The organism is Streptomyces sp. NPDC060064 (genome assembly GCF_042736455.1).
GTDB lineage: Bacteria > Actinomycetota > Actinomycetes > Streptomycetales > Streptomycetaceae > Streptomyces.
Window position 1 is genome coordinate 129230 of sequence record NZ_JBHWWF010000005.1, and the last position, 18900, is coordinate 148129.

At 68.7% G+C, this 18900-nt stretch carries 14 protein-coding genes; 9 read left to right on the top strand and 5 right to left on the bottom strand.

Features of this window, described 5'->3' with window-relative positions; genetic code table 11:
• The first annotated feature begins 232 nt into the window (after positions 1-232).
• Positions 233-1279 carry a type III polyketide synthase gene (locus tag ACFWDI_RS08645; protein ID WP_385302177.1) on the top strand — a complete coding sequence of 349 codons (1047 nt, stop codon included), beginning with the start codon at positions 233-235 and terminating at the stop codon, positions 1277-1279.
• Between the two features lie 76 nt (positions 1280-1355).
• Here the strand turns inward: ACFWDI_RS08645 and ACFWDI_RS08650 are convergent, their stop codons facing one another.
• Positions 1356-2192, bottom strand: a complete 837-nt coding sequence (locus ACFWDI_RS08650; protein ID WP_385302178.1) for a creatininase family protein — start codon at positions 2190-2192, stop codon at positions 1356-1358.
• A 304-nt stretch (positions 2193-2496) separates the two neighbouring features.
• Here ACFWDI_RS08650 and ACFWDI_RS08655 point away from each other — a divergent pair, with 304 nt between their 5' ends.
• The 5 genes from ACFWDI_RS08655 (at position 2497) to ACFWDI_RS08675 (ending at position 8494) form a co-directional block, all read left to right on the top strand.
• Complete coding sequence (locus ACFWDI_RS08655) at positions 2497-3045, top strand: GNAT family N-acetyltransferase (RefSeq protein WP_385302180.1); 549 nt, start codon at positions 2497-2499, stop codon at positions 3043-3045.
• A gap of 193 nt (positions 3046-3238) precedes the next feature.
• Positions 3239-3685 (top strand): MarR family winged helix-turn-helix transcriptional regulator, encoded by a 447-nt coding sequence (locus ACFWDI_RS08660; RefSeq protein WP_385302183.1) that lies wholly within the window; start codon positions 3239-3241, stop codon positions 3683-3685.
• Positions 3686-3727: 42 nt separating this feature from the next.
• On the top strand, positions 3728-4960 hold the full coding sequence (locus ACFWDI_RS08665) for an epoxide hydrolase family protein (protein WP_385302185.1): 1233 nt from the start codon (positions 3728-3730) through the stop codon (positions 4958-4960).
• A 500-nt stretch (positions 4961-5460) separates the two neighbouring features.
• Entirely contained in the window at positions 5461-7566 is a 2106-nt protein-coding gene (gene fusA / locus ACFWDI_RS08670; protein WP_385302187.1) for an elongation factor G, read from the top strand.
• A gap of 271 nt (positions 7567-7837) precedes the next feature.
• On the top strand, positions 7838-8494 hold the full coding sequence (locus ACFWDI_RS08675) for a DUF4232 domain-containing protein (protein ID WP_385302447.1): 657 nt from the start codon (positions 7838-7840) through the stop codon (positions 8492-8494).
• Positions 8495-8717: 223 nt separating this feature from the next.
• Here the strand turns inward: ACFWDI_RS08675 and ACFWDI_RS08680 are convergent, their stop codons facing one another.
• Positions 8718-10937, bottom strand: coding sequence for an NB-ARC domain-containing protein (locus tag ACFWDI_RS08680; protein WP_385302189.1), 2220 nt, complete (start codon positions 10935-10937; stop codon positions 8718-8720).
• 760 nt (positions 10938-11697) lie between these two features.
• Here ACFWDI_RS08680 and ACFWDI_RS08685 point away from each other — a divergent pair.
• Positions 11698-12978 (top strand): molybdopterin-dependent oxidoreductase, encoded by a 1281-nt coding sequence (locus ACFWDI_RS08685; protein WP_385302449.1) that lies wholly within the window; start codon positions 11698-11700, stop codon positions 12976-12978.
• Positions 12942-13502 (top strand): hypothetical protein, encoded by a 561-nt coding sequence (locus ACFWDI_RS08690; RefSeq protein WP_385302191.1) that lies wholly within the window; start codon positions 12942-12944, stop codon positions 13500-13502. The genes ACFWDI_RS08685 and ACFWDI_RS08690 overlap by 37 nt, the downstream gene beginning before the upstream one ends.
• A 274-nt stretch (positions 13503-13776) precedes the next feature.
• Here the strand turns inward: ACFWDI_RS08690 and ACFWDI_RS08695 are convergent, their stop codons facing one another.
• Together ACFWDI_RS08695 and ACFWDI_RS08700 are read right to left on the bottom strand one after the other, a co-directional pair.
• Complete coding sequence (locus tag ACFWDI_RS08695) at positions 13777-14271, bottom strand: hypothetical protein (RefSeq protein ID WP_385302192.1); 495 nt, start codon at positions 14269-14271, stop codon at positions 13777-13779.
• A gap of 341 nt (positions 14272-14612) precedes the next feature.
• Positions 14613-15593, bottom strand: a complete 981-nt coding sequence (locus ACFWDI_RS08700) for a trypsin-like serine peptidase (protein WP_385302193.1) — start codon at positions 15591-15593, stop codon at positions 14613-14615.
• A gap of 607 nt (positions 15594-16200) precedes the next feature.
• Here ACFWDI_RS08700 and ACFWDI_RS08705 point away from each other — a divergent pair.
• Positions 16201-17097 (top strand): serine hydrolase, encoded by an 897-nt coding sequence (locus tag ACFWDI_RS08705; protein ID WP_385302195.1) that lies wholly within the window; start codon positions 16201-16203, stop codon positions 17095-17097.
• Positions 17098-17300: 203 nt separating this feature from the next.
• On the opposite strand, the gene ACFWDI_RS08710 is transcribed toward ACFWDI_RS08705, so the two are convergent.
• Positions 17301-18617, bottom strand: a complete 1317-nt coding sequence (locus tag ACFWDI_RS08710) for a hypothetical protein (protein ID WP_385302197.1) — start codon at positions 18615-18617, stop codon at positions 17301-17303.
• Positions 18618-18900 lie beyond the last annotated feature (283 nt).

The following is an 18900-nucleotide window of genomic DNA, read 5'->3' on the forward strand; positions in this document are numbered from 1 at the left end:
GTGGCGGATGCGGATCCAGTCGTAAGGCGAGCGCTCTGCTCGCTCTGCTCGCGACGGTCGACCTGTCTGCGCCGTCTCAGGATTGTCGGCCTCAACGCCGCCGGAAGCGCCGGGCGCTCTTCGCCCACTTCGCCCTCCGCGCGCATCAAGCCGCGCGCGTGTCACCTGATGAATGACCCCAAATCCGGCCAAGGCTGTGCCGTATGGACCATCAGACGCTGGGAGGATATCCATGGCGGTTCTGTGCAAACCGGCAGTAACGGTACCCGACAACGTCATCACCAACGAGGAAACCCTCGAACTGGCAACGCGATTGCATGCAGACCATCCGCAACTCCCTCTGATCCTGAGTCTGATCGAGCACACTGGGGTACAGAAGCGACATCTGATCCAGCCGATAGAAAAGGTGCTGCAACACCCGGGGTTCGATGCCCGCAGCGCCGTCTACGAAGCGGAATCCAAAGCCCGAGTGCCCGCCGTGGTGCGCCAGGCGCTCGATCACGCGGAACTCGAGCCGCAGGAGATCGATCTGATCGTCTATGTCTCCTGCACAGGCTTCATGATGCCGTCGCTGACCGCATGGCTCATCAACACGATGGGTTTCCGCCCGGAAACCCGGCAGCTGCCCATCGCGCAACTCGGATGCGCCGGAGGCGGTGCGGCCGTCAACCGCGCCCACGACTTCTGCACGGCGTACCCCGACGCCAATGTGCTCGTCGTCGCCTGTGAGTTCTGCTCGCTGTGCTACCAGCCCAGCGACCTGGGCGTGGGATCGCTGCTGTCCAATGGCCTGTTCGGCGACGGGATCGCCGCCGCAGCGGTCCGAGGCAACGGTGGCATCGGGATCCGACTGGAATTCAACGGCTCTTACCTCATCCCTCACACCGAGGACTGGATCTCCTACGCGGTCCGGCCGACGGGGTTCCACTTCCAGCTCGACAAGCGCGTGCCCGGGACCATGGAGCCGCTCGCCCCGGCGCTGCGTGCCGTTGCCGAACAGCACCAGTGGAACGCCTCCAAGCTGGACTTCTACGTCATCCACGCGGGCGGTCCGCGGATCCTGGATGACCTGAGCCGCTTCCTCGATGTACGCCCCGAAGTGTTCCGCTTCAGTCGCGCCACGCTCACCGAGTACGGCAACATCGCCAGCGCCGTGGTGCTCGATGCCCTGGCCCGCATGTTCGACGAGGCATCAGCCCTTGACGGGCAAAAAGGTCTGCTGGCCGGTTTCGGGCCCGGCATCACTGCCGAGATGAGTCTCGGCACCTGGTCGGGCTAGGGTCCGCCTTCGAAGTGCTCTTGGAGTCATCTGCTGGTGCGTCGACATGAACTGACCGATGAATGCCGCACCATCATCAGGCTCGGTGAGAAGGTGACAGCGACGCGGTCACAAGATCCGCCATGGCTGCGGCCATGCGCTGGTGAAAGCGCCAGAGGAAGGGGTCGCGGGGGCTGGGTGCACCGAAGAATCCCTGCGGTGTCACCCGGCGGGCGTGCTCGCCTCCCTTCCGCCATTCTGCGAGGTCATCGGGGCTCAGGCCCGTCGGCTTCAGTCCGGCCATGGCGTCGTAGTCGACGAGTTCGGGGAACCAGCGCATCATCAGGGCGCTTTCGATCTCTTCGGCGTGAACGCCGAGTTCGCCCGTCAGTTCCAGGCCCTCAAACAGCGGCTGCATGGCGAAGGAGGCCAGAGCGGGGGTCGGCGAGCAACCGAGCCGGTCGGCGATAAAGTCGGGTTCCAGCAGCACGACCCCGGCGCGTCCTTGCTCGTGCTGGCGCTGCACCACATCCAGCAGCATCTGGTTGTGTGCGATGTCCCCCTGATGATTGATCACGAAGATCCGGTCGAACCCGTCCGTGGCCAGGGAGTCCAGGATGTCGGTGTGCAGAGCTACGGCGGTCTCGGGGCGGGTACGGAACGTTCCGGCGAACGCCGACGACACCTGGTTGATCCCCCAGAAGACCGGCGGGGCGATCAGAGCCTCCACCCCGCGCTGCTCCAGCTCTGCCATCACGAGTCGGCAGAGTTGGTAGGCACCGTAGGCATCGGTGCCCAGTGGCAGGTGAGGGCCGTGCTGTTCGATGACCCCGGTGGGCAGCAGAACGCATGCTCCCCGCTCGGCTGCCGCCTCTACCTCTGGGTACGTAAGGTCAGCGATCGTCCCAGCGAAAATCGAGTACCCGTCGTTCATGAAGCTCCCCCTTGACCGGCTTGGCGTCGAGTGGCGTTCGCCTGCCGGGCCATCCTTTCGGGGAGCGAGTGCTGTGCGCGAACGAGAGCCCCGCCAGGCTTCCGACTGGCATGTTGTAGAAAGATCACAAATGGCACCTGGGCCGCATACCGCCCCGACGCCATCAGCTCCGCGGCGATGAACTTCACCGGTTCTCACCGCAGTTCGCTCGCTCTTCGCAACTCCTGGACCGGACACAGCGCACCGCACTGGCGGAGTTCGCCCGGCCCTTGCCGGTCCGGACCGGTGAATTAATGTCTGCCCGATGAGCGACGATCACGTGACATTGCGGCCCATGGCCGAGCCCGATCTCCCGCTGCTCGAACGGTTCCTGACCGAACCGGAGGCGGCCGGGCCGTTCCAGTGGCACGGCTGGTCCGACCCGGGAGTCTGGCGGCGCCGCTGGGCGGAGAACGGCCTGCTCGGCGAGGACGGTGGCCAGCTTCTGGTGGTGACCGGCGCCGAACGGCACGGCTTCGTCGCCTGGCGGAAGATGGTGGCCTCCCGCACTTCCTACTACTGGAACATCGGCGCCCAACTACTGCCCGACTCCCGGGGTCGCGGCATCGGCACCCAAGCCCAACGGGCCCTGTGCCACTACCTGTTTACGTACACCCAGGTGGTCAGGCTTGAGGCGGACACCGAGGCGGAGAACATCGGTGAGCGGCGCGCGCTGGAGAAGTGCGGCTTCACTCGGGAGGGCGTGACGCGCAGCGTCGTGTTCCGGGCCGGACGCTGGCGGGACGGGGTTCGCTACAGCATGCTGCGCGACGACGTCGCCCTGGATGACGCCGTCAACAGCTCAGCGCCATGACGGCACTCCCAAAGGGCAGCGCGGCCGAGTCGGGCGACAGCACCGGGTCGTACCTCCGGCGACTTGCACGGCCACGACGCATCTCCGGGAGGGCGCCGTCACCCGGGTCGATGGCATCAGGTCCGTCAGCCGCGCGGCGGCGCGACGCGGAATTGCATAAGCAGCTTAATAAGTCAGTGATACATTCGGGTTCATGGCAGGACACCGCAACCCGGACTTCGACGCCGACGAACTCGCCTCGGCCATAGAGGAGTTCACCCGCAGCAACATCCGGCTCCCGGTCGGCGAGAAGCACAGCTTCACCACGCTGTCCGTCCTGCACACCCTGACCCGCAAAGGCCCCATGCGGCTGACCGCCCTGACAGCGACCGAGCAGATCACCCAGCCGGCCGTCACCCAGCTCGTCACCCGCCTGGAACGCGAGGGACTGGTCGAACGCCAACCCGACCCGGACGACCGCCGCGCCGTCCTGGTCCGGGTGACCGACGCCGGCGCGCGGGTTATCCACGGCCGCCGCCAGGAACGGGTCCGCCGCTTCTCCCAACTGGCCGATCAACTCACCACCGAGGAACGGCACTCCATCGCCGCCGCCCTTCCCGCGCTGACCCGCATGGCCGCGCTCATGGACAGCGGGCTCTGACACCCGGCGGCGCCGCTCCTCCCGCACAGGAAGGAATCCACCGTGGCAGACACACCGCGCTTGCCGCTGGACCCTACGCCCGTCCACGTGCCCGACGCCGTACTGGACGACCTCAGGAGGCGACTGGAGCTCACCCGCTGGCCCGACGACGCCGGAAACAGCGACTGGTTCTACGGCGTTGGCCGCGCCTACCTCCAGGAACTGGCCGAGTACTGGCTCCACCACTTCGACTGGCGCAAGGCCGAAGCCGCCATCAACGCCTACCAGCACTACCAGGTGCGTGTGAACGGCGTACCGGTCCACTTCATGCGCAAACCCGGAGTCGGCCCCGCCCCGATCCCGCTCATCCTCACCCACGGCTGGCCCTGGACCTTCTGGCACTGGTCCAAGGTCATCGACCCCCTCGCCGACCCCGCCGCCTTCGGCGGCGACCCGGCCGACGCCTTCGACGTCATCGTCCCCTCCTTGCCCGGCTTCGGCTTCTCCACCCCGCTGCCTGATCACCCGGACATGAACTTCTGGAAGGTCGCCGACATCTGGCACACCCTCATGACCGACACCCTCGGCCACACCCGGTACGCCGCCGGCGGCTGCGACATCGGCGCCCTGGTCACCGGCCAACTCGGCCACAAGTACGCGGACGAGCTGCACGGCATCCACATCGGCTCCGGTCTGAAGCTCACCTTCTTCAACGGCGACCGCGCCTGGGACCTCAGCGGAGGCCGGCCCATCCCCGACGGACTGCCCGACGACATCCACGCCCGGATCATCGCCTTCGACCGCCGCTTCGCCGTCCACCTGGCCGCCCACGTCCTCGACCCCAGCACGCTCTCGTACGGCCTGAGCGACTCTCCCGTCGGCCTGCTCGCCTGGATCCTGGAACGCTGGGTCAACTGGAGCGACAACCACGGCGACATCGAGACCGTCTTCACCAAGGACGAACTCCTCACCCACGCCACGATCTTCTGGGCCAGCAACGCCATCGGCACCTCGATGCGCTACTACGCCAACGCCAACCGCTACCCCTGGACCCCCGCGCACCCCCGGACGCCCGCCATCGAAGCCCCCACCGGCATCACCTTCGTCGGCTACGAGAACCCGCCCGGCGTCACCACCGCACAGCAGCGCGTCGACAACTGGCTCGCAGGCGACCGCGCCGACTGGTACAACCACGTCAATCTCACCGCCCACGACGAAGGCGGCCACTTCATCCCCTGGGAAGTCCCCGGCGCCTGGATCGACGACGTGCGCCGAACTTTCCGGAGCCGCCGCTGAGGCACGGACCGCATGTCGGAAGCGGACCCCACCGAGGCGGCCTGTCGGATCCTCGTCGGCTGGAAGGCAGTGGACCGCGGCGGTCGAGCGGTTCACGGCGAAAGCCGCCCGGACCACCGGCTCGAAAATCCGGTGCACGGGCTCATCCTGGCTTACTACACTCGCCACGCGCGCTGCCACGACATCGCAGTGCGCGCTTCGACAAGTGAGGGGAGCCGACCGTGCGTTACCGCACCGCTGTCGTCGTTCCCCGTTCACGGTACGACGTGATCCTGATGTCCATGTGTGCCCAGTGCCGGCTGCGCGGCCGCCACTGGACGTCCGTGACGAACGCCTGATCCCTGCCTGCCCGGTGAGCCGACTGGCCGAGTACGTCCCGATGCCGTCGTGCTGCACCAGCGGATGATGCTGGATCAGGGGATGCTGCCGGCTTGACCCCAGGCCGTTTCGTCCGGGAATCGCGCTGCCCTGATCTCGATCATCCTGAAAGGCCTTGGGCCGTGCGTACCGACCTGCATTCCACCAGTCCGCTGACCGGCGTCCGAAATCTGGGCATCCTCGCCCACGTTGATGCCGGCAAGACCACCATCACCGAACGGATCCTGTACGTCACTGGCGCCACCCACAAGCGGGGCGAGGTCCATGACGGCACGACCGTCACCGACTTCGACTCACAGGAGCGCGACCGTGGGATCACCATCTTCGCCGCGGCGGTGAGCTGCGTCTGGAACGGTCACCGGATCAATCTGATCGACACACCGGGCCACGTCGACTTCTCCGACGAGGTGGAGCGCTCGCTGCGAGTGCTCGATGGCGCGATCGCGGTGTTCGATGCTGTCGCGGGAGTCGAAGCGCAGAGCGAGTCGGTGTGGCGGCAGGCCGACCGTCACGGAGTGCCGCGGATCGCATTCGTCAACAAGCTGGACCGCGCCGGTGCCGACCTCGACACGGCGGTCGAGTCGATCCGGGAACGGTTGCATACGGTCCCGCTGGTGGTCCAGCTGCCGATCGGGCAGGAGGACGGGTTCACTGGGGTGGTGGATCTGCTGCGTATGCGCTCGCTGGTCTGGGGCGCCGGCCGCGACACGTTCGAGGAGGGCCCGGTGCCTGACGCCCTGCGGGAGGAGGCGCACCGTCGCCGCCGACTGCTCGAGGAGGCCGTGGCGGAACTCCACCCGACTGCATTGGAGGAGTTCTGCACGGAGTCGACGGTCTGCGCACAGACTCTGGCCGCAGCACTGCGCGACCTGACCCGTAGTGGTGAGGGCGTGGTGGTGTTGTGCGGATCGGCATACCGCAACTGCGGGATCGAGCCGCTGCTGGAGGCTGTCGGGGCGTACCTCCCGTCGCCTCTGGACGTGCCGGCGGTACGCGGCACCCTGGACGGCACGGTGCAGGAGAGAGCCTGCGACCCGGCGGCGCCGTTCGCCGCATTGGTCTTCAAGGTGAATTCGACTGCCACGGGGCGCCTGACCTACCTGCGCGTGTATTCGGGAACGATCCAGAAGGGAGACGCAGTGCTCGACGTAGGCGCGCGCCGCACCGAGCGGGTCGGCCGGATCCTGCGGGTGCAGGCCGACCGGCACGCGGAGGTGGACAGGGCGGTGGCCGGGGACATCGTCGCTGTGATCGGGCTGAAGGCCGCCTGCGCGGGGGCCACCTTGTGCACAGCCGCGGCGCCGTTGGTCTTCGAACCGCCCACGGTGGCCGATCCGGTGGTCTCTGTAGCGGTCGAGGCCCGCAGGAGCCTCGATACCGGCCGGTTGGCGTCGGCGTTGGCACGGCTGATCGAGGAGGATCCTTCACTGGCGGTCCGGACCGACCCCGAGACCGGTCAGACGGTGTTGTCGGGGATGGGCGAGCTGCATCTGGAGGTCGCGGTGGAGAAGATCCGCCGCGCCCAGGGGCTGGATGTGGGCGTCGGGCGGCCGCAGGTGGCCTACCGTGAGACGGTCGCCCGTGGGGTGTCCGGACTGGTGTACCGGCACGTCAAGCAGGACGGAGGCGCCGGCCAGTTCGCTCACGTCGTCCTCGACGTGGATGCCCTTCAGACTGCGGCCGGCGACGCCGGTGACAACGTCGGCGGCAGCGCAGGGGACTTCGTGTTCCGGTCCACCGTCACTGGTGGACGGGTGCCGCAGGAGTACATCCGCGCGGTGGAGGCCGGTTGCCGGGACGCCCTGGCCGAGGGCCCCCTCGGCGGCCACCCGGTGACCGGACTGCGGGTCACACTGACCGACGGAGCCACGCATTCCAAGGACTCCTCGGAGATGGCGTTCCGGACAGCAGGCCGGCTCGCACTTCGGGAAGCCCTGCGCGCCGGCGTGATGGAGCTGCTGGAACCGGTGGTTGAGGTCACCGCCACCGTGCCCGAAGACGCCGTGGGTGGGGTGCTCGGCGACCTGGCGGCACGACGCGGCCGGGTCTCGGGCCAGGCCGCCCGGGCCGGCACAACGGTGATCACCGCGACCGTGCCGCTGGCCGAGTTGTTCGGCTACGCATCCCGGCTGCGCAGCCGGACCCAGGGCCGGGGAACCTTCACCACCCGGACCACCGGCTACGCCCCTGTGCCGGCCGCGGTGTCCAACGGGATGCTGTCCCGGTAGATCCCAATGTTGGCCCCGCCCGCACCGGGGCGGGGCCAACCGGCCGGCGTCCGCAGGCGCGCTGATGGGCGTGACGATGCTGGTGGGACGCGGGGCGGTTGCATTGATCCGGCATTGTCACCGATGTGTCACAGACGATCAATGGCGGAAACCTGACGCCGACGGGCGCTGTCTGCAGTGACGAGTGCCGGCGAGAGGCCGGTACCTGTCCACTTCTCAATCGGGGGGCGTCATGAAGTACGGAAACAGCATCCGCAGAGCCGGGATGGCGATGGTCGCGGCGTCGGCGGCCATTCTGCTGGTGACAGGGTGCCAGCCTGGTGGCGGCGATGCAGCGGAGTCCGGATCGCCGACGGCAGGAGGCTCTTCGGGGGCGCCGGACTCTGCTGCCTCAAAGCCGGCCGAGGGGGGCACATCGGCGCTGCCGGCGGCGAGCGCTTCTCCCTCGACGCCCGGTTCGGGGACGGGATCGGCGGGCGACGAGGCCCGAACCTGTCCGGGGACGGGGCTGAAGGCGACCGCGTATCAGGCCGCTGTTCGCCCTGAGGGCACGGGCATCGGTGCGGCGGTCGTCGAGTTCGCCAACACCTCTGGACACGCGTGCACTCTGCAGGGCCACCCGACGGTGGCGGGGGCGGGTAATGGTTCCCCGCAGAAAAACACTCCGCTGACGGTGACGCGCACGGGATCGGCGTCTCCGGTGCGGCTGGCGCCCGGCGGCAAGGCATGGGTGAAGCTGACCTTCGTCCAGGTCCAGGGCGAGGCGGACGGCTACTGCAAGTCCGGCTCCGAGCCCGTCGTGTACCCGACGCTGGTGGTCGGCCTGCCGGGGTCGGGGGCGCACCAAGTCGCCCTGGAAGACGGGCTTTTCGCCGAGTGCGACAACAAGGTGACCGTCACCGCCGTGACGGCGGTGAAGCCTTCCTGACGCACGTGTTAACAACGTGCCCGTTGAGAATGGTGAGTGCCCGAGAGCCCAGTCAGGGGCGCCTTCGGCGTCGCGACGACGCGGCTCCCGGGGCGCTCCACTGGGCCGGGACGACGCGACATGCTGACCGAACCACGGGGCCCGCACCATGCGTATCGCGGGACACCCGAGGGAGTCTGACGAGGTGCCTGCCGTTCTGCCGTGCGACTGTGCCGCAGATTGTCTACGGCACGTAGGCCAGCGCGTACGTAACAATTCCGCCGGCGACGCAGAGCAAAGCGGCGCCGGGGTGCCAAGCGATCCCGGTCAGGTCGCTGGCAACACGCAGGGCGCAGTGGCGGCGACCGGTGGGCACCTGCCACAGCCGCACCGTGCGGTCGCTGCTGGCGGTGGCCAGTAGCGTGCCGTCGGCGGAGAACGCGCAACTGTGCACCCAGTCGGTATGCCCGGCCAGGACCGCTTGCGGGGTGCCGTCGGGGATCCGCCACAGCCGCACCGTGTGGTCGTCGCTGGCGGTGGCGAGCAGGGTGCCGTCGGGGGAGAACGCGCAGTCCCACACTCCGCCGGTGTGGCCGGTGAGTACGGTTTGCTCCCTGCCATGAGGGACCTGCCACAGCCGCACCGTGTCGTCGTTGCCGGCGGTGGCGAGCAGGGTGCCGTCGGGGGAGAACGCACAGCTGGTCACCCCGCCGACATGTCCGGCTGGGCGTGGCTGGGCCGGGTCGGTCTGATCCGGCAGGGGCCAGGCGGGTTCCAGCCGGGGTCGGGGCAGCGTGTCCTGATAGCGGTGCAGGGACGTTTCGAGTTGAGGCAGACCGTGGAGCCGGCTGGCCAGCGTCGCACCCAGCGCCTCAGGTGGATCGATCGGGCCGAGCAGGCAAGCGGCGCGTTCGAGTACCTGCCGCAGCATGTCGGTGGCGGGGGTGTCCACCAGCGCAAGGTCGGCGGTGACTCCCACCACCGAGCCGAGCCTACGGGTCTTGGCCTCCACCCACCGCAGGTCACCAACGAGTGCGGTCAGCTCTTCTCCCTCGCCGGCTGCGGCCAGATGCTGCGGCAGATGGCGCCACAGGTGGTCGGCGTCGACAGGCAGGGTCCACCACGGCCGTGGCCGGCCGCCATCCCGGTGGGCCAGTAGCCCGGAAGCGGCGGTGATCAGCCGCCGGTGCACCTCCGCCCGGTCCTCGGCGCTGAAGCGGGTGCGCAGGAAGGCACGGATGACATCGTGAAGTACCAGGCGGGGCCCGGGCGCATCCAGCCGGTAGTCGGCGACCAGCCCCAGCCCGGTCAGTTCCTCACACAGGCGGTCGATGCGGACACTGGGCCAGAGCAGCTCGAGCACTTCCAAGGGGATGGCAACGTCTTCGGGGAAGATGGCCAGATCGAGGTAGCGGTGCCGGTCTTCCGGCGCCAACAGCGCCAGGCTGGCCTCGACCGTGGTGGCCACAGCCCGGCTGCGCACGGCCGGTCGGGCCGGGTCGAACGCGGTCGGCCCGTCAGCGGCCAGGGTGCGCAGGATCTGCTCGGCCGCCTCCTGCGCCGATTGTCCTCGATCCATGCGTCGACGCAGTACGCCGTTGAGCAGATTCAGCAACACCGGCCACCGCCCGGCCGCTTGAGCCAGCCGTTGCGCTGTCTCTGCGGGTAGCCCGGTGACTCCGTCGGCGAGCAGCAGCTGGGCCTGGTCGACGGACATGGCGTCCACCGCGATGTGCGGGCCGCCGGGAGGCAGCAGGTCGGGGATGCGGGTGGTGATCAGCCGGGTGCAGCATCGCCCGCCGAATCGGAACGGCCGCAGTTGCGCCTCCTGCCACACATCGTCGAGGATCAGCAGTACCGGCTGCCTGTGCTCGTCGAGCAGGCGGCCCAACTCGGCTCCAGCCGCGTCCGGATCGGAGAGTACTGGCCGCCGGCCGCTCAGTGCCCAGGCCAGATCGTTGGCTCGCTCGGCCAGGTCCGCGCCGTGGATCTCCTGGCCCAGAGTCACCCACAGCAGACCGCCCGGATAGCGTTCCGCGATCTCGGGGCGGTGGCACACCCAAGCCGCCAGGGTCGTCTTGCCGAACCCTCCCGCCCCCCGTAGCCCGGTGGTCATGCCGACCTCGCTCGGTTCCGGTGCCGTCAGCTCGGCCACCAGTCGACCAGCCAGCTCGGGTCGCTCGATCATCCGGTCCAGCGGGGGAGCCATCCACGGTTGCTCATGGTTTCCCTCCGCACGCCCACGTCTGTGGCCGACGCCGCGGCCACCACCAGGACCGCGTTGTGGCGCCGCATGCGGCTCCTGGCTCGCACGCCATGCCTCGAACCCGACCCACACCGCGACCCACACCAGCAGACCGGCACCAACAGACCAGGTCCACTGCGACGTGGCCACGTTGGCCAGTACCCCCGAGCCGAAGCCGAGCAGCGTCGACGCTGCGGCCGCCGTGCCCTGCGTGGACAACCCCCGCTCCACCCCGCACCAACCCCCACCCCGGCCTGCACAATCCCTGCCCGCCGCGACCCGCCGTACTGGCAAGGTATCGATCGTCACCATGCCTGGGGCACCAAACAGTGAGGATGATGGTCCTGAATTGCGGACTTTCAACGACTGCTTGGCGGTGAGAGGCAGTTGGCCCGGCCACTGCGGTGCGCAGAAGCGTCGCGCCGGCGGCAGGGAATCTCTTCGTATGCGTAGGGGCGACGCAGATGTGTGGAGGCGCTCGCCACATCATGGCGGGCAGTTTCCACAAGGTCGGGTTCGAGAGGCGAGATGCCGTTGCCTCGGCAGTTGCTTCAGGGACAGTCGGTCGGCGCCGGAGTCACCAGAAGACGAACGCAACGAATACCATCAATTCTTGACATTCGGGTCTACTGTTCGGCGTTGGGCGGTGGCCAGCCGTTCCGTGAACCGCACAAGGGATCCAATGGGCGACACACACGGTACGGACGAGCCGTCCAAGGCGGATGAGCCGGCCGCGAGCGCCGGCGGGTCGGGTCGTCGTGGCGCTGACGGCACGTCAGCGCAACAAGGGGATGCGACGAACGAGCATCCGGGCGGGGTGAGCGGCACCAAGTCGTCGGCGGGACACGAGGAAATTAGCGGCCGGGGTCGCGGCACATCCTCGGGCGAGCCGCCGGAGGGGCGCGAAGGAGGCGACCGCCCTCCGGGTACTTCAACGGCCGGTTCAAGCCCAAAGGCGTCGAGGGAACGGCTTGCGGTCATGCTGCGGGAGGGCCCGCCGGCCGGTCCGTCCCGGCCGGGTTTTTGGCGTAGTCCTCTGCGGGGGCCGTGGCTGACGTCGGTTTTCGGCGCGGTTCTGCTCGTCGGTGTCCCGGTGTTGTTCGTGACCGGGCTGCTCTCCTACGCCGCCTACAACCCGGATCTTGCCGGCAATGACCAGACCCCCGAGAGGGGGTGGCTGGGCTTCTATCTGTTCGCCTGGCCCACCGATCCGTACTGGCTGTACCGCCTCAACCAGGGCGTCCATGTCACGCTCGGCATCGTGCTGATCCCGGTGCTGCTTGCCAAGCTGTGGTCGGTGATTCCCCGGCTGTTCGCCTGGCCGCCTGTGAGATCGGTCAGCCAGGTGCTCGAACGGCTGTCTCTGCTGCTGCTTGTGGGCGGGGTGTTGTTCGAGTTCGCCACCGGTGTGCTCAATATCCAGTTGGACTACATCTTTCCCGGCTCCTTCTACGTCCTGCACTTCTACGGGGCGTGGGTGTTCATCGGCGCCTTCGTTGTGCATATCGCCTTCCGCATTCCCCTGGTGATGCGGACACTGCGCAGCGGCGCCCTCGGCGTGGAGCTGCGTACGCCGATCGGCCGCAAGCAAGCAGCAGCCGTGGACGAGACCGGCCTGGTGACCCCGGACCCGGCCCCGCCGACGATGTCGCGGCGGGGTGCTCTGGGCATGGTGGGAGCGGGCTCCCTGGTACTGCTCGCGGTGACGGCCGGACAGAGCATCGGCGGTTCCCTCAGAACCACCGCCCTGCTCGCCCCGCACGGCCAGGAGCCAGGGCAAGGACCGAACGGTTTCCAGATCAACAAGACCGCGGCGGGTGTGGGAATCCGTGCCCGCGATATTGGCCCCGGCTGGCGGCTGGTCGTGCGGGGCGGGGGCCGCGAGAGCATCCTCACCCGCGACCAGGTGCTGGCGTTGCCGCAACACAGTGCGGCGCTGCCCATCGCCTGCGTGGAAGGGTGGTCCACCGACAACCAGGAGTGGAGCGGGGTGCGGCTGGCAGACCTCGCCGCACTCGTCGGCTTCGCGGACCGAGCGCCGGGTGTGTTCGTCGAATCCGCCCAGCGCAGCGGGGCCTTCCGCTCGGCCATGCTGCGCGACAACCAGGTCCGCGACGCGCGCTCGCTGCTGGCGTTGCGGGTCAACGGAACCGACTTGTCGTTGGATCACGGGTATCCGGCTCGCGTCATCGTCCCGGCCAACCCGGGGGTCCACAACACCAAATGGGTCACCCGGCTGACTTTCGGGGAGGGCGCGTGAGGGGCTTCCGGGCGCGTTACGGGGCTTCGCCGCTGCACCTGCTGCTGGTGCTGTGCTCCTTCACCCTGGCCGGGTATGCGGGTATCCGGCTGCTGGACGGAGACGAACCGTGGATGGTCGTCGTGTGGTTCGTCGGCGCGGCCCTCCTGCACGACCTGGTCTTTCTCCCCCTCTATACGCTCACCGACCGGGCCGCCCTGACCGTACTGGGCCGACGTCGAGAACCTGCCGCTGAGGGCACCCCGCCGATGTGGGGATGGATCAACTACGTCCGGGTGCCCGTCTTCCTCTCCGGCGTCCTGCTCCTGACCTACTTTCCCCTGATCCTGGGACAGGTGGACAACTTCACGGCTTACACCGGCCTCCCCGATGACGTGTTTCTCGGCCGCTGGCTACTGATCACCGCCGTACTGTTCGGCCTCTCCGCTCTCCTGCTGTTGGCACGCATGTGGTCTTCCCGCCCCGCCAAGCGGGCACCGGAGCCTGCTCCAGGGCCTGGGTCGGGCAGGGAGTCCGCTCCGTGACCCACGAGCGGGTAGGCGGCCGCGGGAAACGCAGCGTGGGCATGTGCTCGTCGGTCGGCGCGACGCAGTTTGCTGTTCCGCCAGGCCGGATACGGCAGCGAGCACGCGTCTGATGCCCGGACCGCCGCGCGCACTGTGCTCGGGAGGACCGCCGAAACATCCGCACTGGCCCGGTTGCTCCGTGACACGGCATCAGGGCGTGGCGGTGCGCGCTGTTCATCATAGGAGAACCGGGGCTTGAGCTCAGCCCTGGGCGTGCATGTGGCGAGAGGGGTCAGTGCAGGAGATGGAGGGTGAAGGCGCCGCCCGACTCAGCGGTGCGGGCGATGTGAGCGTAGCCGCGGACAGTGGCGTACGCACCGGTGCCGCCGGTGATGGCGATGTCGAAGTCGCTGGGCGGGGTGCCGATGGGGGTGGTCTTCAGGTGTTGCCATGACACCTGCCCACGGGGAAGGCTGAAGGTGCCCGAGCAGAGGGTGGTGTCTGTTGCCACTCGAGTGCACACCGCCCCCTCGGTGCCATAGCCGGCACCGTTGCGGAAGAGGTTCGCGCTGATGATGATCTGATCGCCGATCCCAGGTCCGGATGTACCGTTGTCGACCACCGTGGTGCCCGTACTGGTCGACGTCAGTCGGATGGCCTCGGTGCGCCCACTTCCCATCCCCCTGTCCAGGGAGTACGGGTCATGGAATGCAGAGGCAGAACCCGCGAGAGCTGCCAGCGAGACCACCGTTGTCGCCACCACACCCCACTTTGAAACGGAAAGCATTCTTCCTCCCCTCATACAAATGGATTCTTGAGTGCGCTTCAGAATTGCCATTGTGTGATGTAGCGTCAATTACCAAACACATCAAGAATGCCTGGTTCATCCATTCGGGCGTCTCTCGCCGCCTCGCCAGGACGTTGGCCTCGTTCGGCCGCTCCTCACCCGGCGGCAGCGGCGAGGGGGCGGGGCAGGGCTCCCGGGAACCTGGCCGCCGACGTCCGGCCGCGAAAAAGACCGTGACCGCATCAGTCACGTCCGTCGACAACCGCCGATCGGGTTGAGTCGCTGCTCGCCGCCGCGGCGAAAGGGGCTGTGCTGCGGGCATGAGGCTTTGCAGTTGGGGCTCAGGAAGTCGGGCCTGCGGGCGGGTCGCCGGCGATCGCGGCGCGGTAGAGGGCCTGAGTTGCGGCGCCGAAGTAGGAGCTGTAGGAGACCTGGGGGGTGTTGCCGCCGGTGTGGTAGCCGCCGATGACCCCGATCACCGCCCAGCCGCCCGGCCACGGCACCAGCATCGGCCCGCCGCTGGTCCCGCCCACGAAGGCGTCGCAGGCGATGCGCGGGAAGGTGCCCGGGTCGGCCGGGTCATCGCTGGCCCACTTGGTGGTCCAGCTCCAGCACTCCAGCGGCTTCTGCGCCCTCCCGGGATACCCGATCATCCGCACCGGGGCGTGGTAGTACCCCGTCCCGGTGAGCAGCCGCACCCCACCGACCGCGTCCTGGAGCCGCGTCCCGTCCTGGTTGGGCTCGGTGACCGCGAAGGCGAAGTCGTACTCGGCTCCGGCATGCTCGCCCCGGTCGTAGTACTGCTGCGGGACGTAGACGCCGTTGTTCCTGATCGGGAAGATGCCGAAGGGCTTGAGGCCGTCGTGGTACTGCGGCACGAAGCCCAGGTTGCGCTTGGGGGAAGTGCCGGAGTAGCCCTTCAGGCAGTGCCCGGCGCTGAGCACCAGGTCGTGGCCGGGGCTACGCACCACAGAGCCGCTGCAGGTGCGCCTGGTGCCGGTGGCGTCGGTCCAGAAGAAGGTGCCGGCCTGGGGGATCCCGTCGAAGCTCTTGCTGGGCGGGATGTACTCGCCCGGCCGCGGCCCGTCCACCGTGGGGGAGGCGGCTGGGGTCGTCAGCCCGGTCTCGGAGCCCTTGCCGGTGTCGCCGGGCAGTGCGCCCGCCATCCGGGCCGGGGTCCAGTAGGCGTTGAGCTGGACGGCGACCGGACTCGGCCCGGCCGGGGGGACGTCGGCGGAGGCTGCCGGGGCGAGCCCGGCGGAGAGCAGCAGGGCTGCCGCGAACGCTGCGGCGTGTCGGATGAGCCTGGTCCTACGCACCATCAGTTCCCCTCTGGCCGGACACAAGTGACGGCTCACCATACGAGTGTGCGGTTGCGAGCAGAAGTGCCCCGGCATGGCATGGCCGCATCGGCCGGCCGCCTCCCGAGCGCGCTGCCGACGCGCACGGCTCGACGCGTCTTTCGCCGACAGAGGCCAAGGACCATTGTGATGAGTGGTAGCCGTGGCGGCGGCGCTGTGCAGCGCGGGGTGCGTCAGACAGTGAGAGGGGCCGCACCCGCGGTGCAGCCCCTCAATTGAAGCCCGAAGCCGGGCCACACGAAGTGGGTTGACAAGCATCACACATGAGCAAAAGGTGCCAAACGGACAAGTCGACATCTTCTTCGCGTTGCTCTCGTCCCCGCCCCTGTAAGGTCACCGGTGTTCGGGGACCGGGACGCTCGTCAGGCTGCCCGCCGGTGAATCAGCCCGGGGCTCCTGCACTGCGTCCTGTTCTGCGCTCTGCCACGCCGGTCTCGCGGGGCGGCGTCCACGCCTGGGACGAGACAGCGGCCGAAGACCGTCGGCACTCGCAGGGCGTCGAACTCGCAAAACCGATCGCGGGCGGGCTGCCGATGTGATCGCAGACACGGAGCGGGACGGAATTTTCATGCTCGGAACGCATATATCGCGCCGCGCGCGGCGAGGCCTGGCCACGGTTCTGGTTGCCGGGACAACGCTGGCTGCGCTGGCGACGGCCGCCCCGGCCGGGGCAAGCACCGCCAGCGCAACGGTCGGCGGCGCGCGGGTCACGTGCACTTCGCGGCTGCCGGGGCTGGCGGGCCGACTGTCGAAGGACATCGCCGGCGCACTCCACGGGCGCCAGGGCGCCTCCGCGCTCGCGCTCTACGACCGGCCCACGGCAACCTCCTGCACGTACAAAGCCGACGCGACATTCGATTCGGCAAGTGTGGTCAAAGTCACGGTGCTCGGAGCCCTCTTGCGGCTGGCCATGGAGGAGCACCGCAGCCTCACACCGCACGAGGTGGACCTGACCACCGCCATGATCACCAAGTCGGACAACGACGCGACGTCCGCTCTGTGGCGACAGATCGGCCCCAAGGGCATCCAGCACTTCCTGACCCTGGCGGGAATGCGGGACACCGTTGCGGGGCCGAAGGGTTATTGGGGGCGCACCCAGATCACCGCCAGTGACGAGCTCAAACTGCTGCGACTGCTCACCTCGGACAACTCGGTCCTCGACCGGAACACACGCGCCTACGCCCTCGGCCTGATGAACCGAGTCGTCCCCGACCAGCGGTGGGGGGTGTCGGCCGGGGCGCCCGGCTCGGCGACGGTCCATCTGAAGAACGGCTGGCTGCCGCGTGCGACCAAGGGCTGGCGGGTACACAGCATCGGCGCGTTCACCGGCGGAGGTCACGAGTACGGGATCGTCGTGCTCTCCCACGGCAACCGCTCGATGAACGACGGCATCGCCACCATCGAAGGCGCTGCCCGCATCATCAACCGCGACCTGACCCCGCCGAAGGTCCCGACGGCCTCCTAGGCTCCGGAGCGGCAAGCGGACACGGCGCTGCTCGCATCTGCTCGCCGAGGTAGTACGCCGCCACCCGACAGGTTCTCTGTGACCGCCGCCACGACTCGAGCCTGGATGAGAGGGGATCATCGAAGCGGCGCTGCGCCGGCGCGACCGGGTCGATCAAAGCGAGCGCACGGTCGAGGTGCCGGCGCCAACCATGCACGAGCCCCTTAGGTGCGGCGCAGCACCCGTCCCGCGCCGGCTGCGACCGTGGTCGCGAGGAGCCAGCCCGTGCCGATCAATACGACGGCCGCCCACTGCAGGGCGCCGTCCGGGGCGTAGGAGCGTTCCTGGCCCAGGTCCACGAGGGGCAGCAGCAGGTCGAGTGTGTAGATGGCCGCCTGGAAGTGCGGTGCCTTGCCGTCCCCCACCACCGTCGGGGGCCATGCAGTGAACAGTGCCGTTCCCAGGGTCAGGAAGCCCAGCAGGAGCACCACTGCACGCATGGGGCGGTAGCCGTAGCCGACCGTCGCGTCCTGGAGGAGACTCCACAGCCGGGCCGGCGGCGCCAGCGTGGGGCGCATGCTGCGGTGCTTTGCGACGAGTACGGTGCGGGCCTCGGCGTCCTGGCCCTGGCGTTGACAGGTGGCGGCGAGCTGTTCGTAGGGCTGGGGGACGAAGCCGGCAGGGTCGCGGCCGAGCCAGGGCAGACGAGTGCGGGCCGGAAGGGCAGGCTGGACGCTGTCGTAGACGGCTCCGTCGAGGACAAGTCCGGCGGGCCAGGCGGCGGGATCGTCGCGCAGCATCCCGAATCTGCTCTGCCGCAGATCGATGATGCCGGCCGATGCCTCACGGGTGTGCAGCGACAGCGTGGCCGCGGACGATCCTCGGCAGGACAGCGCCGTACCGCCGGCGGGTACGTCGAGGGCGGCGTCGTCGAAGCAGAGGCGGCTGCGGACCGTGACACTGTTGAGGGAGATCCTGCCGTGCGCCGTGAATCCGTCGCACAGATTGAGCACGCCGCCGGTCTCGATTCCGTTGCCGCGCAGGGCGGGCTGACTGTCGTGGGCTGTGAGGTCGGCGCCCTCGAGGAGAACGGAACCGCCGACGCGGGCGTCGCAGAGGTCGATCGTGCCGTACGCGACGAGGCCGCCCCGGAGGTCGAGGTCGCCGCCGACGCGCAGACGGGCCGCGTTGAGCGCGAGACCCGAGTCGGAGGGGTTGTGGAACCGGGCGCCCCTGAGGACGACGCTACCCCGTACCGAGGTATCCCGGAGGTCGACCGGACCGTGCACGGTCAGGCCGCCCCCGACCGACTCGATATCGCCTCCTATCTCCGCGCACTCCAGGTGCAAAGCCTGCCGACCGGGCACATGGGGAGCGAGCGTGCTGTCGCCCAGCGCGACCGAGCCGCCCACTGAGGCCCCATAGAGATTGACCATGCCGGTGCAGGCGAACCCCCGGCCCAGGTACAGTCCGCCGCCCACGGTGAGTTCGGGTGCCTGAAGGTATGCGCCCGAGCCGCTGATGCGCGCGCCGCCGAGCACCAGGACATCCTGTATCCGCGCACTGTTCAGGTAGACCGGGCCCGTGCACTGCAGGCCGGGGGCATAGAGGTGGCGCGCCCGGCGTAGGCTCGCGCTCCCATGGCTCCTGACGTATCCAGCGCTGACGAGCCATACTCGGCCCGGCGAAGGGCATGGCCATGCGCGGAATGACGCCTTCGACTGCAGTACGGCGTCCCCGCCGGTCCCCGCAGGAATAGCGACCCGAGTCAGCGGACAACAGCCACTACGTACCCTTCGCCAGTCTCCGGACAGACCTGCACTC

Excerpts from the sequence above, each read along its gene's own strand:
- ACFWDI_RS08690 (WP_385302191.1), top strand. The coding sequence starts at position 12,942 with ATGGGTCACCCGGCTGACTTTCGGGGAGGGCGCGTGAGGGGCTTCCGG.
- ACFWDI_RS08675 (WP_385302447.1), top strand. The coding sequence starts at position 7,838 with ATGGTCGCGGCGTCGGCGGCCATTCTGCTGGTGACAGGGTGCCAGCCT.
- ACFWDI_RS08645 (WP_385302177.1), top strand. The coding sequence starts at position 233 with ATGGCGGTTCTGTGCAAACCGGCAGTAACGGTACCCGACAACGTCATC.
- ACFWDI_RS08705 (WP_385302195.1), top strand. The coding sequence starts at position 16,201 with ATGCTCGGAACGCATATATCGCGCCGCGCGCGGCGAGGCCTGGCCACG.
- ACFWDI_RS08655 (WP_385302180.1), top strand. The coding sequence starts at position 2,497 with ATGAGCGACGATCACGTGACATTGCGGCCCATGGCCGAGCCCGATCTC.
- ACFWDI_RS08700 (WP_385302193.1), bottom strand. The coding sequence starts at position 15,593 with ATGGTGCGTAGGACCAGGCTCATCCGACACGCCGCAGCGTTCGCGGCA.
- ACFWDI_RS08650 (WP_385302178.1), bottom strand. The coding sequence starts at position 2,192 with ATGAACGACGGGTACTCGATTTTCGCTGGGACGATCGCTGACCTTACG.
- ACFWDI_RS08695 (WP_385302192.1), bottom strand. The coding sequence starts at position 14,271 with ATGCTTTCCGTTTCAAAGTGGGGTGTGGTGGCGACAACGGTGGTCTCG.
- ACFWDI_RS08660 (WP_385302183.1), top strand. The coding sequence starts at position 3,239 with ATGGCAGGACACCGCAACCCGGACTTCGACGCCGACGAACTCGCCTCG.
- ACFWDI_RS08685 (WP_385302449.1), top strand. The coding sequence starts at position 11,698 with ATGCTGCGGGAGGGCCCGCCGGCCGGTCCGTCCCGGCCGGGTTTTTGG.